The sequence below is a fragment of the Pseudomonas sp. KH_040 genome (assembly GCF_057839305.1).
Genome location: NZ_CM174487.1, coordinates 851,623 through 867,511, shown reverse-complemented (window position 1 = coordinate 867,511; position 15,889 = coordinate 851,623). Strand labels below are relative to the sequence as shown.

The following is a 15,889-nucleotide window of genomic DNA, read 5'->3' as shown; positions in this document are numbered from 1 at the left end:
TTTATTGTTTTGGTGTTCGTTACCGCGCTACGGCGCCAATCCCGCGCTGACGTAAATCCGGCTGTGCGCGCCGAAATGCCCTAGCAACTTGAACAGTTGCTGATTGAGTGCCGGGTGGTCGAAATCTTCGCTATGAAGTTGATTGCCGCTGCTGAAATCACTGCTGACGGGCGCGGTTTCCAGCCACTGGCCGATGGCCTCGTCGAACGCTGCGGAATCGTTGACCGACTCGGCACTGACCACTTCGCGCAGGTAGTCGACCGAGTACGGCGGGTAGGTTTTGTCCTGAGCCACATCGGCGTAAGCCGCCAGCATCGGGTGCGGCTGACCGGTGCGCAGCAATCGGCGCAGCCAGGTCGACTGGTACTTCTCCACTTCCATGTGTCGAGTGGCGACGCGCTCGATTGAGGCCTGTTTGTCCTCGGCGAAACCGGCGATTGCCTTGCCTTCCAGCAGCAGGAGATTGGCGAGTTCGACGCCCGGTAATGGCTTGGCGTGATACGGCTGGGTCAGGTCCTGAATGTGGTGCAGGCCCCAGCCGAGAAAGCGATAACCCCAATACGGATGACCGCTGGCAAACGCCAATCGCGCCAGGCCCATGTATTGATAGGCGCGCCAGTCCGGCCAACTGCGTTCAAGGAAACCAGCAGCGGCATACACCACCGCGCTTTCATGGAAGAAGCCCATGTGGAACGGCGCCTGCGAGCTGTACTGGAAACGCGCGTCGCCGAACGGCTGCGGGCCGAAGCCATAGGCCGCGCCGACTGCGCCGGGGTTGTCGCTGAACAGGTTGATGTCGTGGCCGTAATCCGGTTCGTCGGCGGCGCTGGCGAGCACGGCCAGCGCTGCGACTTTTTCGTGCTCGGCGACAACGATGAAACGCTGGCGATTCCACGGTGACAGGGTCTGCTCGACCATGACCTGATTGGCCTGCAGATGCTCGCGCTCGAGCAGGTCTTTGCCGGGCAATGGCTGGATGACCATCGCCAGGTAAATCTCGGGATTGATGCGCAGTGCCGTGAGAAAGTCGTGGCGCAGATTGTCACTGGGCACCGCTGGCAATTTCAGGTTATCGGGGCGTGGCGGGTACTGAGTGAAGTGCGCACGGGCGAAGCTTTCCTGCTGCTCCAGCAGCGCCAGCACGGCCGGGTATTGCTCGGTGAGAAACCGCTCCAGCGGCTCGACTTCAACCTGCGGTGCATCACGCAACGCCGGCAGATCCTGCAACGCCAGATAGCTGCCGACCGTATGGTTCGACCAGCCCCAGGCGCTCGGGGCCGTTGCACAAAGCAGCAACAGGAGGAAGGTCAGCTTCATTGCTTGTCGTTCTTATAGGAGGTGCCGTGGGGGATGAGCCTAACAACCGACCCCGCCGCTGACACTGTCCGATCTCACCAGAAAAGTTCTCCGATGGCGCCACATCGAATCGCAATACGCTCCCTGTAGGAGTTGCCGAAGGCTGCGATCTTTTGACGTTGATCTTAAAAAACAAGATCAAAAGATCGCAGCCTTCGGCAGCTCCTACAGGGGATTGATGGTGTTCTTTCAGGCGGGGTATCCGGTGATTTTGCGGATGCTTTGATACAGCGGTTTGAGCTGGCGGTACATGCGCAAGTAGACCTCTTTGTACAGTTGCTCATAGATTTTCCGGGCCTCGGGCTGCGGTGTGAAAACCGCGCCGACCCGGGTCATCGCCGCGATGGCCGTGGGGAAATCCGCATGCAGCCCCAATCCCACCGCACAACAAATCGCCGCGCCCAGACCCGACGCTTCATACACATGCGGACGCTCCGCCGGCAGGCCGAAAATATTCGCCGTGAGCTGCATCGCCGCATCACTCTGCGAACCGCCACCGGCAACGCGTAGACGCTTGACCGAGACCTTCGAACGCCGCTCGATATTCTCCATGCCCTGGCGCAAGGCATACGCCAGTCCTTCCAGAATCGCCCGGTAAATATGCGCGCGGGTGTGCACGTCGCCGAAGCCGATCATCGCTCCTTTCGCCTCGACACCCGGCTCGCGAATCCCCGGCGACCAGTACGGTTGCAGCATCAAACCCATCGAGCCGGGCGGCACCGCCTCAACCAAAGCATCGAACAACTGCTCAGGCTCGATGCCCTGCTCTTTGGCCTGCTGCATCTCGCGTAGACCAAACTCGTTCTTGAACCAGCTGACCATCCAGTAACCGCGATAAATCATCACCTCGCAGTTGTACTGATCCGGCACTGCCGAGGGGTACGGCGGAATCAACGGGACGATTTCCAGATAGCGCGTTCGGGTGCTGGTGATCGTCGCCGTGGTGCCGTAAGACAGGCACACCGTACCCGCATCGACCACGCCGGCACCGACCACTTCGCAAGCCTTGTCGGCGCCGGCAGCGATCAGCGGCAAGCCTTCGGGAATGCCGGTGTGGCGAGCGGCTTCAGCGGTGATGTAGCCGAGGGTTTCACCGGGTTTTTGCAGGCTCGGCAATTGCTCGGGGCGCACCGCCAGTGCCTGCCATTTCCAGTCACTCGGCGCGGCCCATTTCAGCCGTTTGAAATCGAACGGCAGATAGCCGACGCAGCAGCCCACCGAGTCGACAAAGCGCCCACACAGTCGATGGGTGAGAAACCCCGAGAGCAGTAAAAACTTGTCGGTCGCCGCCCACACGTCAGGCTGATATTTTGCTATCCAGTTAGCCTCAGCCTGGGCGCGAAAGTAATCCACGGTGCCTTGCGCGCCGACCAGTTTGAACAACCAGCCCCACGGTCCTTTGATCCCGCCTTCGACTTCGCTCTGCCGTTGATCGAGCCACAAAATCGCCGGGCGCAGCGGTTTGCCCTCGGCATCGACATTGATCACCGTGCCGCGCTGAGTGGTCAGTGACACCCCGGCAATCTGCGAACGATCAATGCCGGTCTGCGCCCACACTTGCTGGCACGCCTCGCCGAGTTTCGCCCAGTAATACTCCGGATCCTGCTCGGCCCAGCCCGGCTGCGTCGAGTAATACGCCTGCAACTCGACCTTGCCTTTGCCGAGCAGATTGCCCTGCAAATCGAAAAGCAGCGCGCGCACGCTCTGGGTGCCGTTGTCGATGGCCAGCAGGTAACGCTTGTTCGGGTGGTTATCCATGGAGCTCTCTTCAAGGGGCATCAAAGCGTGGCATCCGGCAAACCGTGATGGCGTTGCCACAACGCCCGATAACGCTGTTCTTCCTGCTGCCAGTGTTCGTCGCTCCAGGCCAGTCGTGGCTGGCAGAGTTGGCGAATGGCGGCGAAATACTCTTCGCCACCGCGCGGTAACAGCAGACCGAGACGCGTGCGGCGCAGGAGCAAATCGTCGAGGTGCAGAACCATTTCCGACTCACAGGCGAAAGCCAGTTCGGCCCACAGAGTGTCCGTAGCGCCGACCGTGGCGTGGCCGATTTCTTTGATCAATTGCGCCAACTTCGGCAGATCTCGACCATGCCTCCCGGCCAGACGTCGCCACTGATGGCTGCTCAACTCAGAAATCGCCAGCACAGGAACAGCGGCAAACACGGGCGCGGCGTCATCGACGAAAGGACGTTCGAGCATCGCCGCGCAGGCCTTGAGCACTTCGATGGCTTGCGGGCGAAACGTGGTGAGTTTGCCGCCGGCCAAGGTCACACAACCGGGCTCCTGCCACAGCACATGCTCGCGGGTTTCGTTCGACGGTTTGTCTTGATGCGCACCTGCGCTGCCCACCACCGGACGCACGCCGGACCAGGTCGACAACACATCCGCCGCGCTCACTTCGGCGCCGGGAAACTGTTGCGTGCAGGCGGCCAGCAGATAGTCGAGTTCTTCGCCGCTGATGCTCGCACTCTGATCCAGATCCTCACGATGATCGAGGTCCGTGGTGCCCACCACCGTCGCGCCTTCCCACGGAAAAACAAACACCGGACGCCGATCGCGCTCATGCAGAAACGTGAACGCCTGCGCCACCGGCAGACGCCAACCCGGTAGCAATAAATGACTGCCGCGTAACGGTCGTAGTTGCCGTGACGCCTCAGTCGGCCGCAAGCGTTCAGCCCACGCGCCAGTCGCCACAGCGAGCACGCCGCAGCGCAATTGCAGGGTAGCACCAGCCTCGCAATCCTCGACCTGAACGCCACACACTCGGCCGTTTTCACGCAGCAGATGTTCGACGCGCACGCCATTGACCACGACCGCACCCTCGGCACGCGCTTCACTCAACACACGCATCACCAGCCGCGCATCATCGGTCAGCGCATCGACAAAACTGGTGCCGCCGAGCAAGTCGTTTTCCCTCACGCCCGGCGCCAGATAACGCAGTTGTTGCGCATCATGAAAACGATGGCTGCGCCGTCCCGCCAAGGCGTCGTAAACGCTCAGCAAGCCACCCAACACCCGAGGCCCGGGAAAGCCGCCGCGATAGTGCGGCATCATGAAACTCATCGGCTCGACCAAACCCGGCGCTTCGTCGAGCAAGCGTTGACGCTCGCGCACTGAATCGCGGGTCAGGCGCCACTGGCCCTTGGCGATGTAACGCAAACCGCCATGGACCATTTTCGAAGAGCGGCTGGAGGTGCCCCAGGCGAAATCGCGCTGCTCCAACAAAAGGCAGCGCCAGCCTCGACGCGCTGCTTCACGCAGGATGCCGGCGCCGCTGATGCCGCCACCAATGACGATCAGATCCCAGGTTTCATCCGCCAGTGTTGGCAGAATCTGCTGGCGCCATGCGGCGTTCCAGTCCTGACTCATGGCCGTCACTCCGGCAGCAGCGTGCCGGGGTTGAGGCGCCCGGCCGGATCGAAGTACTTGCTCAACGCCTGCAACGTCTCCATCGCCAGTGCGCCCTTCTCACGCAACAGGTACGGCGCGTGATCCTTGCCGACGCCGTGTTGGTGGCTGATGGTGCCGTGGTTGTCGACGATGGTCTGGCTGGCCGCGTGCTTGAGTGCTTTCCAGCGCGCCAGCGTCGCCGGGTAATCCGCCGCCGGGCGAAACACGTAGGTGGTGTAGATGCTCGAGCCTTCGCCGTAGACGTGGGACAGGTGGGTGAACACATGCACGCGTTCGCCTTCGGCGGCCAAGGCCTCGCGCAGGCTGTTTTCGATGAGGTCGAGCAGGTTGTCGACATTGCTCCAGTCGGTGGCGGTTTCGAGGGTGTCGACCACGTAACCGGCGTTCCACAGGTTTTCGCGCAGGTAGGGGAAACGGAACCGGTTCTGCGCCCATTTCTTGCCGAGCAAGGTGCCGGTGAACACGCCGCCGAAGGCCTTCAGATGCTGTCGTGCCTGGGTCAGCGACAGTGCGTTTTGTCGACGATTGCCAGTTACGCCGAAGGTCAGCAGGCACTTGCCCGCACCGGCGCCGCGCAGTTTCAGATACTTTTCCAGCCAGGCGATTTGTTGCGGATGACCGGCCAGCGCCAGCTGCGTTTCGGTTTCCACGGCGTTGGATAAACGCAGCATCGACAGCGGTACGCGCGCCTGGGCCAATTGGCGGATGGCTTGCAGGGCCTTGGTCCAAGAGGGCAGAAACACGCCGTAGAAACGCTCATCGGCAGGCAGCGCGCTGATCCGCACTTTGACTTCGGAAATGATCCCGAAACGGCCTTCGCAACCGAGCACCACTTCGCGCAGATCAGGCCCGGCGGCAGAGGCCGGAAACGTCGGAATTTCCAGAGGCCCGGCGAAGGTTTCCAACGTCCCGCCCGCAAATAACTGCTCGATCCGGCCATAGCGCAACGACTGCTGACCGCTGGAACGACTGGCGACCCAACCGCCCAACGTCGACAACTCCCACGACTGCGGGAAATGCCCCAGCGTGTAGCCACGCGCACGCAACTGACTTTCCACCTGCGGCCCGCTCGCACCGGGGCCGAACGTCGCCAGCAGGCTTTGTTCGTCGAGATCGATCAGGCGATTCATCCGCGCCAGCGACACCGTCACCACTGGCCGCGCAGAATCTGGTGGATTGATGTGTCCGGCCACCGACGTGCCGCCGCCGTAAGGGATCAGGCACAAGTCCTGTTCGTGAGCGAGCGCCAGCAACTGGCGAATGTGTTCAGCGGTCTCGGGGAACGCCACCGCATCCGGATAATTGCCCAACGCCCCTTCGCGCAACGCCAGCCAGTCCGGCAGGCTCTGGCCCCGCGCATGCAGCAAACGGTCATTGGCATCGACGCTGTACAAGGTATGTGCTTGCAATCGCGATGTAGGCACGCGCGCCAATGCGGCCTCAAGCGAAGCATCGGGCAGCGCGCGCCCTTCGCCCAGTCGCTCATGAAGAAACTCCGCGCCCTGGGCCGGCAGTTCGACCACCGTGGTTGCATCTCCCCAGCCGTTCCAGCGTCGCATGCGTGTGTCCTTCTAACCGTCGGATCAGTGATATTTCAGGCCCCCATACTAGCCAGCGGCCGCAAAGTGTCACGGTCGCATCCGGCCAGTTCGTGTAGCCAATTGAGTCAAACGTCGCGCAAGCGTCAGCCATTTACTTTAGTCGGGGTTTCAAATTACCTTTCAGGCTATTCGTCCGCCTCCGCCGCCATTGATCAAAGGAATGGGATCATGCAATCGCTTGGCTTCACCTCGGTTCCGCCGCTGCTCAAATACCTGCGCCACGCCGAACAGCTGGGCATGGCCATCGAGCCGGCGTTGGCGGCAGCGGGTTTGCAGGCGCAGCAGTTGAGCGACAACACCCTGCGTTTGCCCGGTGAGGCGCATGAACGGTTGCTGGATTATTTCTGCGAACACTCGGGCGATCCGCTGTTCGGCCTCAACGCGGCGAATTTCGTCCTGCCCAATTCGTGGAGCGTGCTCGGTTACATCACCATGAACTGCGCGACGCTGGGCGATGCGATGAGCCGGATCATGCCGTTCGAAAAACTGGTCGGCGACATGGGCGTCAGCCGCGCCGAGGTGCTGGATGGCCACGTGCATCTGATCTGGACCTGCCGGTATCAGCGTCCACGGATTCGTCGGCATCTGGTGGAAAACGTGTTGGGGTCATGGCTGCACTATGCGCGCTGGATCGCTGATACGCAGATGTCGCCGGCCGCAGTCTGGCTCGAACATCCATGCCCGGCCGAGGCCACGCCAGCGCAGTACGAAGGTTTTTTCGATTGCCCGGTGTTGTTCGATCAGCCGTATTCGGCGCTGGTCGTGCCGCTGGCGTATTTGCAGTTGCCGTTGCGCCAAGCGGATGCGCAGTTGCTGCGGACGCTGGAAGAACATGCGTTGGGGTTGATGGCGACGCTTGAGGATGCGTCGCTCGAACAGCAAGTGAAAAACATACTGCGGCAGTTGCTCAAGGAGGGTTTGCCGCGCAAGGAACAGGTCGCCGAACAGCTCGCTGTTTCCGTGCGGACGTTGCAGCGGCAATTGCATCAGGCGGGGACGTCGTATCAGCAGATTCTCGATGATTTGCGTCAGGAGCTGGCTGAGCATTATTTGCTCAACAGCACGCTGCCGATTCAGGACATTGCGCAGTATCTGGGGTTTACCGAACCGAGGTCGTTTCACCGCACGTTCAAGAGTCGGCGGGGGATGCCACCGGGGGAGTTTCGGCAGATGCATCGGGGATGAATATTCCGGCCCCATCGCTGGCAAGCCAGCTCCCACAGTGTCCGAGTCGTCCACAAAATCTATTACTTGCACATAAACCTGTGGGAGCTGGCTTGCCAGCGATGGCGTCAGTGGCAGCCAACAATTCCTACAGGCAAATCTTCGATACTTGAGCGCAATAAACATCCCGCACCACAGGTGTTTAAAGACACTCAGCGTTACGCGAAACAACCCACAAATCCTTGCGCCGTAACCTACGCCTAAGCCAGAATCCGCCGGCTTGTGCGCCCTGAGCATGCTGCGTAACTTGATTGCGTCACTGATTCCCAGTGATCGAGCTTAGCGGCTCGGCTACATTCGCTCCCCGCTGCACCAGTATCATCCCGTCAGGTATTTGCCTGCGCTTGATGGTGGCTGTGCGCATGGCACCTTCGGGTGCGCCGGGGTGGGATGCGACCGGTCCGCTAACTTGCGCACAGCTGCCTCCCTTTTGCTTAGCGGCGAAATGGATGCGGCTTTAAAAGGTACGCTCCCATGTTCAAAGTAACGCCAAACCCGCCGGTCACCGACCCGGCCTCCCCCTACGAATCCGCCGATTCGAAGAAATTCCACGAAGCCGCCGAGCGCGCGCTCGACCATTATCTCGCCCCACCCACCGCGCAGATCATGGCCACGCCTTACCAACCCAACCGCCTCTACATGGCCAACCCGGCATCCGCGACTGAACCCTTGCTGGTCGACGCCTGCGAAACACTGGGTTCTGCCTCGGTGATGCTCAACGACTTCGCCGCCGTGCTCGAAGGTTCGCACCGCAAGACCCTGCAAGGCATCGCGCAAGTGGTGATGGTGGCGGAAATGGCCGTCAATCAGGTGCTCGATAACTTCGTGCCGACCGAGTAACGAAAAAGCCCGCGACCCAAACTGTGATGGTTAGGTGGCGGGCTTCTTTTTTCGGTGGGCCATTTTCCCCTCACCCCAGCCCTCTCCCAAAGGGAGATGGGGCCGACCGAGGTGTCTGGCGCTATACATCGACCTGAATGACCGAGTCGATTATGGATTCGACCGAGCAGGTTCAGGTCGGTGTATCTCTCAAGCATCCCCGGATCGGTCCCCTCTCCCTCCGGGAGAGGGCTAGGGTGAGGGCCGACCGAGAGATGTTCGCTAAATACACCGACCTGAAAGTGCTGCCGTAAATCCATAATCGCTGCAGATCTTTCAGGTCGATGTACAGCGCCAGACACCTCGGTCAGTCCCCTTTCCCTCTGGGAGAGGGCTAGGGTGAGGGGCTGTTCAGTTCAGAGACAGATCGCGTTGGTAAACACCAGCCGATTACCAAACGGATCAACGATCGTCATGTCCTGACTCCCCCACGGCATCGCCTGAATGCCCGGGTGCGAAAACTTGTAATCCTTGGCCACCAACTGCTGCTGAAACGCCTCCAGCTCATCCGTCTCGATCCGCAGCGCCGAACCCGGGCACGCATCGCCATGATGCTCGGACAAATGCAACACACACTCCCCACGCGACACCTGCAGATACAACGGAAAATTCGCCTCGAAACGATGCTGCCAGTCGATCTTGAAACCCAGAAAATCGACGTAAAACTCGACAGCTTTGGCTTCATCGAAGATCCGCAGGATCGGGGTGGTTTTGCCGAAGCTCATGGGGTGCTCCCTGACTGATTGGCCCCACAGTGTAGACGGGGTGGATATCAGCAATTCGGCCTGTTGATGGCTTTCTTTAGTCGCAATGTGCCACCACTGTGACGCAGTCCGCGAAACCTCAGTGAAAGTTGTCGCGCAGATCACCGTGGCGAGCGAGAAACCGCCCTTCCCTGCGACCATTCGCCTGTCCGTTGCGATAACTCAAAACACCGTTGATCCAAACGCCGTCGATGCCCTGCGCGGCCCGTTGCGGCTCATTGAAATCCGCGACATCACGCACCGTCGCCGGATCGAACAACACCAGATCCGCCCAATACCCTTCACGAATCTCACCGCGTTCCTTCAAACCAAATCGCGCCGCCGACAGACCGGTCATCTTGTGTACGGCGGTGTGCAGCGGAAACAGCCCGATATCACGACTGAAATGTCCGAGAACCCGTGGGAAAGCACCCCACAGGCGCGGATGCGGGAACGGGTCTTCCGGCAGTCCGTCAGACCCGACCATCGACAACGGATGAGCGAGGATTCTTCGTACATCCGCCTCGTCCATCCCGTAATACACCGCACCCGCCGGTTGCAGGCGTTTCGCGGCATCAAGCAACGGCAGATTCCATTCGGCAGCGATGTCGATCAGGTCTCGGCCGCTGACTTCCGGGTGCGGCGTCGACCAGGTGATTGTGATGCGATGCGCATCGGTGACCTGCTTCAAATCCAGTGTCGATGAACTCGCCGCGTACGGATAACAATCGCAGCCGACCGGATGAGTTTTGGCGGCCTCTTCCAATGACGCGAGCAGTTGCGGACTGCGCCCCCAGTTACCAACGCCGGCACATTTGAGGTGGGAAATGATCACTGGCGATTTCGCATGTCGACCGATCCGAAACGCCTCGTCCATCGCCTCTAGAACCGGGGCAAATTCGCTGCGTAAATGCGTGGTGTACACCGCGCCGAATGCCGTCAGCTCTTCGGTCAGTTGCATCACTTCATCGGTGGAAGCGTTGTAGGCGCTGGCGTACGCCAGACCTGTGGATAAACCCAACGCACCGTGCTCAAGGCTTTCGCGTAACTGCTCACGCATCGCAGCGATTTCTTCTGGCGTCGCGGTGCGGAACAAGTCATCGAGATGATTGCTGCGCAGCGCCGTATGGCCGATCAGTGCCGCCACGTTCAGAGTGGTATTGGCCGCTTCGACCGCCGCGCGGTAGTCGCTGAAGCGTGGATAAACGAATGCCGCCGCCGTGCCGAGCAGGTTCATCGGGTCCGGCGGATTGCCCTTCAATGTCACGGGCGAAGCGCTGATCCCGCAGTTGCCGACAATCACCGTGGTCACGCCCTGGCTGAGCTTGGGCAGCATCTCGGGTTGGCGAATGACCACAGTGTCGTCGTGGGTGTGTACATCGATGAAACCCGGCGCCAGCACGCGCCCGGCCGCGTCGATTTCCTCGGTCGCAGTGGCATCGTGCAAGTCGCCGATACGCTCGATGCGGCCATCGCGAATCGCCACGTCCGCGTGGTAGCCGGGCACGTTGCTGCCATCGATGATCAGGGCGTTGCGAATCAAGGTGTCGTACAGCATGTCAGTCTCCCAGCGGCAGGTGATCGTCGCCGCCACGGTATTCGTCGAGGGCGAGTTTGATCCGCCGCAGACGCTCTTGATTGTCTTCAGGATTGGCCAGTGCCAGCTCGGTCGCCAGCACATCGATGGCGAGCAGCATGCCGTAGCGGGCCGCCGTCGGTTTGTAGATGAACGAGGTTTCTGCACCTTGCAGCGGCAGGACGATGTCGGCCAGTTCTGCCAGTGGCGAGTCGGCGCGGGTGATCGCCAGAATGCGCGCGCCGTAGTTGCGCGCCAGCTCGACAGTCTCGAGCAATTCCGGGGTGATGCCGGTCAGCGAACAGACGATAAGCACTTGTTCGGCGTTGAGGCTGGCGGCGGTGACGCGCATCATCACCGCGTCATGACACACCGCAATCGGGTAGCCGAGGCGCACCAGCCGAACCTGCAATTCGTCGCTGCAAAGCGTCGAGCAACCGCCCATGCCGAAGGCGTGAATCATCCGTGCCTGACCGAGCAATTTCACCGCATCGGCGAAGCGTGACTCGTCGAACCCGGCCAGGTGCTGGCGCAGCGTGGTTTCGATATCGCCGACGATCTGCCCGTAAAACGCCGACTGCTCAGGCGTGCCCGCCGGGTCGAGAAATCGGCTGCCGACGCCGCTCGCCTGGGCCAGTTGCAGGCGCAGATCACGCAGGTCGCGGCAGCCCACGGTGCGGGCGAAACGCGACAGCGTGGCGGTGCTGACTTCGGCGCGTTGCGCGAGGTCTTCGAGGCTGGCGCTGGCGGCGAAACCAACGTCATCGAGCATCAAACGGGCGATGCGGCCTTCACCGGCGCTGAAGGAATCCTGGCGGGCGCGGATCTGGTAGAGGATGTCCATGGGCGGCGGGCTCCGGTTACAGCAGATAAGAAAGGCCGACGGTCAGGCCGAATGCGACCAGCGAGATCAACGTCTCGAGCACGGTCCAGGTCTTGAACGTCTGCGCGACCGTCATGTTGAAGTATTCCTTGATCAACCAGAAGCCGCCGTCGTTGACGTGGGAAAAGATAACCGACCCGGCACCTGTCGCCAGCACCAACAGCTCAGGGTGTGGATAACCCAGACCAATGGCCACTGGTGCGACCACGCCGGACGCGGTGGTCATGGCCACGGTCGCGGAACCGGTGGCGACGCGCATTAACGCCGCGAACAGCCAGCCCATGATCAGCGGCGACAGGTGGAATTCATGGGCGAGGCCGACAATCTGATCGGTCACACCGGCATCCACCAGAATGCGGTTCAAGCCGCCGCCAGCACCGACCAGCAACGTGATGCTGGCAGTCGGCGCCAGACATTCGTTGGTGAATTTGAGAATAGATTCGCGGTTGAAGCCCTGGGCGATGCCGAGCGTCCAAAAGCTCAGCAAGGTCGCCAGCAGCAGCGCAATCACCGAGTTGCCGATGAACAACAGGAACTGGTTGAAGCCGCTGCCCGGCGTGGAAATCAGGTTGGCCCAGCCGCCGATCAGCATCAACACCACGGGCAACAGAATGGTCGCCATGGTGATGCCAAAACCCGGCAGTTTGTCGCGCGGTTCGCGGTCGAGGAATTGCTTTTCCAGCGGGTTATCCGCCGGCAATTGAATGCGCGGCACGATGAATTTGGCGTACAACGGGCCAGCAATGATCGCGGTGGGAATGCCGATGGCGATCGCATACAGCAAAGTCTGCCCGACCGACGCCTGATAAGCCTGCACAGCAAGCATCGCCGCCGGGTGCGGCGGCACCAGCGCATGCACCACCGACAGGCCGGCGACCATCGGCAAACCGACCATCAGAATCGACACGCCGACGCGTCGCGCTACGGTGAACGCAATCGGCACCAGCAACACAAAACCGACTTCGAAAAACAGCGGCAGCCCGACCAGAAAGGCGATGCAGACCATCGCCCAATGCGCGTTCTTCTCGCCGAACTTGTCAATCAGCGTACGCGCCATCTGCTCGGCGCCGCCGGACTCGGCCATCATCTTGCCGAGCATCGTCCCCAGCGCGACCACTAGCGCAATATGCCCCTCCGTCTTGCCCACCCCGGCCTCATACGCCCCCACCACACCCGACGGCGGCATCCCCGCGACCAGCGCAAGACCAACGGAAATCAGGGTGATGACGATGAAGGGGTTGAGCCGGTAACGGGCAATCAACACGATCAGCGCAATGATGGCGACGGCAGCATAGACCAGCAGCCAATAGCCGAAGGTAGGTGTCATGCGGTACTCCTCGAAAGGGTCACGTTCGAATGGGTTTTGAAACTCATAAATCATTTCGAGATCGAGATTTCAAATTCCATGAAAGTAATTTTCGTGGAGAGGTAAGTCGTGTCGCTAATGAGTATGTTTTGTCGTGATTAATGAAAATCACACCCTGAGATTTTCGTCAGCGAAACCTTTTATAAAAAATCAAGCAGACGATTCCAATGCATGTCTGGAAACAAACAACCAGCAAAAACCAGGCAAAGAACAATAAAGCCGAAGCAGAATAATCCTTTCAGAAGTTTACCTACCAACTACTTAGTTCAAATTTTTTCGCCTTACCTGCAATAGAGAAAATTCCTACAATTAGAACTCCCCGCAGTAAGTTATGTTCATTGCCCGAAAGAAACAATATTAACCGGAAAGCCAAACAATGAGCGACATAAAACTTAACAAACTCAAAATACTTACTGCCACTGCAGGCACTGCAAAAACTGCAACCCCTCAGACTTTTGAAATACATGACATAGCTATGGAATCCACTCTCAGCGTGGCTCAACTGTCCAGAGACCAATACAAGCAAATACAAGAAACCCCCGGTAAAAAGCTAAATGCCGAAATAGCTCACGACTACGCCAGCAGTCTTGCCCGGCAAATAACACGGGAGCAAATGGAGCGCCAGCTTCACAAGACAGATAAAAAACGCGATAAGCGCGCTCTAAATGGCGTTGCGCCAATTTATGAAAAACTATTTGAAGAAAATTGGAATAGTTTTTGCGCCCAAAACGATTTAAATGCTATCGACTCGCCAGCAGCTTATCTGCGCGCCCTGTACATTTTTTCTGGCCAGCTTGATTCGGAAGAAAAATACGCGCGCAGAATAAGCGCGATTCGTCCAGATATTGCCACTCAACAGATAGATGCTTCCAGTGTTTTTGAACCACTCCCGGCATTGCAACTCGTCAACAGGGTGCTGGGCGATAAAATAAAAAATCACCCAGAGCACGACAACGACAAGACGTCTCAGGAGATAATGTCCATACAGTCTAAACCTCTTTTCTTCCCCTACCATCACCCTCATCGACAATGTGTAGTAGCGCTCGCTGCGAAGAACCTTGGATTGGGCATTCTTGACTATAAATTGCAATTGCAATTGCCAAATATGTTTTTTCAGGACTCTGACAAGGTAAACGTGGAACTGCTTTGTAAAGCTCAGATAAAGATGTCGAATCTGAGCGAAAGGCAAATCGAAATCCTGACGGCCAAGCTCGCGGAATATAGCAGTCCAACAGACACGGAGACAGGTGCTATACACAGCGTTGTAGATAGATCGATGATAAACGAAGGTCGCTACGACCTTAACCTGTTTGCCTCCCAAACCCATTGCTCGCCGTCGGAAATCAAACAATTCATTGATCTTCAAATTTCCAGATCATACCCATCAAGCGATAAGCACCTTGTAGTGGACAAAGCACCCGACAGCGAAGAAAAAATCATTTCGCTGACTTACGAAAATCCAGACGCACATATGTTTACTGCCCTTGATCGTGTCCAGCGCATGATACGTTTGCACAGGTGGAGCAACATTTCACCGGGGGAACTCGACACTCTGGTCTACAGTGCAATTTACAGCGATGGCAGTGACACATTTATTCCCAGGTCCACGCTGCGCGCCGTGGGTGTTTATCAATATCTCAATCAACATTATGGGATTGAGGCAGAGGAATTCGCAGCCCTTCTGTACCGCTTACCCACCCAGTCGGTCAACGGCCGGGCTTCTTTGTTTGATCGTGTTTTCCACCGCGATCTCCCGGCAGGCAATTTATTTAAACAAGAAGGAGGACTCCCTGAAATATCTGCCATCCGCCTTGCCGACGGTATGGATCTTCAAATTACGCAAGAGTCGCGCGACTTGTGCATAAAATTGGCCACAACCCACTTGAAAAGCCTGCATCAAAACTTACAGACCGCTTCATCTCTTTATCGTCAGGCACGCATAGCGCGGCTGTTTGGTTTATCCCCCCTTGAATGCACGGAGCTAGTCAATTTACTGGGGGGCAAAGCATTCGAGCGATTGCTGGTATCAGGAGAATTGAGCAGCAAATGCGAACCCGACATCCTCCATCTGTTGATGGCATTGGACGGGGTGATGACTTGGTTACGATCAGCCGGCCTTACAGTCGCACAACTGTTGCGCATGCTCAAACGCCACTTGCCTTCTGCTCGTGAAACACTTCCCGTGCATGTCGCTGCGATAAGTGCCATGCGAGATACCACCGCTGAAAAAGAACAGGCCCTTGCTGTGCACCAGTTGCTGCAGGACGTCGCAGGGCTTTCGGTGCAATACGTTCCGTGCGTCATGAAAATGGCCAATACCACCGAGCAAAAAATATGTGCGGAAATCAAGAAAGGAAAATCCCTGCTATTACGCGAGTCACTGGCCGCCGCTGAAATCTGCCAGGCATTAAACATAAGCAGCGAAATATTGCTCAACTTGCTGAGCGATCACAAACTAATCAAATCGGACTGGGGAAGCGCATTTAAACTGCAAGACCTCTATTGTCTCGAACGCTTCGCCAATTACAGCCGGCACGATCCAGGCGCGAGTCACGAGCTTCTCGGCTTACTAAAACTTTCCCGTACCAATGATTCAAAAACAGCCAACGACGCGTTGGTAAATTTTCTTGTTACCGAGCAATCCCTGACCACTCTGACCAAGGAGTTACCCACGGAGAAAGTTGAAAACATGCAGCAACTGGACTGGATCATCCGCCACCTTGAATTATCCAAAAACACGGGGCTTTCGTTGAAAAAACTGCGTGACATCTTGAAGTTGAACAGCGAAAGCTCAATGAATGAATGGCGTACCGTCGCTGCCGAACTTCTCCACAATGCAAATGTTTAA

Annotated in this window: 11 protein-coding genes; 3 read left to right on the top strand and 8 right to left on the bottom strand. The window is 58.4% G+C overall.

Annotation, left to right across the window (positions count from 1 at the left end; all coding sequences use genetic code 11):
* Positions 1-27 precede the first annotated feature (27 nt).
* The 4 genes from AC3IUF_RS03725 to AC3IUF_RS03710 all read right to left on the bottom strand — a co-directional run bounded on the left by AC3IUF_RS03725 (position 28) and on the right by AC3IUF_RS03710 (position 6,328).
* Positions 28-1,317 (bottom strand): phospholipase, encoded by a 1,290-nt coding sequence (locus AC3IUF_RS03725; protein WP_489280412.1) that lies wholly within the window; start codon positions 1,315-1,317, stop codon positions 28-30.
* A gap of 228 nt (positions 1,318-1,545) precedes the next feature.
* On the bottom strand, positions 1,546-3,114 hold the full coding sequence (locus AC3IUF_RS03720; RefSeq protein ID WP_489280410.1) for an FGGY-family carbohydrate kinase: 1,569 nt from the start codon (positions 3,112-3,114) through the stop codon (positions 1,546-1,548).
* Between the two features lie 20 nt (positions 3,115-3,134).
* The gene (locus AC3IUF_RS03715) at positions 3,135-4,727 is read right to left on the bottom strand and encodes a glycerol-3-phosphate dehydrogenase/oxidase (RefSeq protein ID WP_489280408.1); all 1,593 of its coding nucleotides are present in this window, start codon (positions 4,725-4,727) and stop codon (positions 3,135-3,137) included.
* 5 nt (positions 4,728-4,732) lie between these two features.
* Positions 4,733-6,328 (bottom strand): FAD-binding oxidoreductase, encoded by a 1,596-nt coding sequence (locus AC3IUF_RS03710; RefSeq protein ID WP_489280406.1) that lies wholly within the window; start codon positions 6,326-6,328, stop codon positions 4,733-4,735.
* Between the two features lie 210 nt (positions 6,329-6,538).
* On the opposite strand from AC3IUF_RS03710, the gene gliR reads away from it, so the two are divergent.
* Together gliR and AC3IUF_RS03700 are read left to right on the top strand one after the other, a co-directional pair.
* Entirely contained in the window at positions 6,539-7,555 is a 1,017-nt protein-coding gene (gliR, locus tag AC3IUF_RS03705; RefSeq protein ID WP_463542363.1) for an AraC family transcriptional regulator GliR, read from the top strand.
* 513 nt (positions 7,556-8,068) lie between these two features.
* Entirely contained in the window at positions 8,069-8,434 is a 366-nt protein-coding gene (locus AC3IUF_RS03700) for a DUF6124 family protein (RefSeq protein WP_123375808.1), read from the top strand.
* A 395-nt stretch (positions 8,435-8,829) separates the two neighbouring features.
* On the opposite strand, the gene AC3IUF_RS03695 is transcribed toward AC3IUF_RS03700, so the two are convergent.
* The 4 genes from AC3IUF_RS03695 to AC3IUF_RS03680 form a co-directional block, all read right to left on the bottom strand.
* Positions 8,830-9,198, bottom strand: coding sequence for a glyoxalase superfamily protein (locus AC3IUF_RS03695; protein WP_007911550.1), 369 nt, complete (start codon positions 9,196-9,198; stop codon positions 8,830-8,832).
* A gap of 118 nt (positions 9,199-9,316) precedes the next feature.
* Positions 9,317-10,774, bottom strand: coding sequence for an N-acyl-D-amino-acid deacylase family protein (locus AC3IUF_RS03690; RefSeq protein ID WP_007911552.1), 1,458 nt, complete (start codon positions 10,772-10,774; stop codon positions 9,317-9,319).
* Position 10,775: 1 nt separating this feature from the next.
* On the bottom strand, positions 10,776-11,636 hold the full coding sequence (locus tag AC3IUF_RS03685; protein WP_095191405.1) for a MurR/RpiR family transcriptional regulator: 861 nt from the start codon (positions 11,634-11,636) through the stop codon (positions 10,776-10,778).
* 16 nt (positions 11,637-11,652) lie between these two features.
* On the bottom strand, positions 11,653-13,002 hold the full coding sequence (locus AC3IUF_RS03680; protein WP_489280403.1) for a GntP family permease: 1,350 nt from the start codon (positions 13,000-13,002) through the stop codon (positions 11,653-11,655).
* Positions 13,003-13,417: 415 nt separating this feature from the next.
* Here AC3IUF_RS03680 and AC3IUF_RS03675 point away from each other — a divergent pair, with 415 nt between their 5' ends.
* Positions 13,418-15,889: a Tc toxin subunit A gene (locus AC3IUF_RS03675; protein ID WP_489280401.1), complete on the top strand. Its 2,472-nt coding sequence runs from the start codon at positions 13,418-13,420 to the stop codon at positions 15,887-15,889.

Coding starts and splice junctions, on each gene's coding strand:
- AC3IUF_RS03725 (WP_489280412.1), bottom strand. CDS start 1,317: ATGAAGCTGACCTTCCTCCTGTTGCTGCTTTGTGCAACGGCCCCGAGC.
- AC3IUF_RS03720 (WP_489280410.1), bottom strand. CDS start 3,114: ATGGATAACCACCCGAACAAGCGTTACCTGCTGGCCATCGACAACGGC.
- AC3IUF_RS03715 (WP_489280408.1), bottom strand. CDS start 4,727: ATGAGTCAGGACTGGAACGCCGCATGGCGCCAGCAGATTCTGCCAACA.
- AC3IUF_RS03710 (WP_489280406.1), bottom strand. CDS start 6,328: ATGCGACGCTGGAACGGCTGGGGAGATGCAACCACGGTGGTCGAACTG.
- gliR (WP_463542363.1), top strand. CDS start 6,539: ATGCAATCGCTTGGCTTCACCTCGGTTCCGCCGCTGCTCAAATACCTG.
- AC3IUF_RS03700 (WP_123375808.1), top strand. CDS start 8,069: ATGTTCAAAGTAACGCCAAACCCGCCGGTCACCGACCCGGCCTCCCCC.
- AC3IUF_RS03695 (WP_007911550.1), bottom strand. CDS start 9,198: ATGAGCTTCGGCAAAACCACCCCGATCCTGCGGATCTTCGATGAAGCC.
- AC3IUF_RS03690 (WP_007911552.1), bottom strand. CDS start 10,774: ATGCTGTACGACACCTTGATTCGCAACGCCCTGATCATCGATGGCAGC.
- AC3IUF_RS03685 (WP_095191405.1), bottom strand. CDS start 11,636: ATGGACATCCTCTACCAGATCCGCGCCCGCCAGGATTCCTTCAGCGCC.
- AC3IUF_RS03680 (WP_489280403.1), bottom strand. CDS start 13,002: ATGACACCTACCTTCGGCTATTGGCTGCTGGTCTATGCTGCCGTCGCC.
- AC3IUF_RS03675 (WP_489280401.1), top strand. CDS start 13,418: ATGAGCGACATAAAACTTAACAAACTCAAAATACTTACTGCCACTGCA.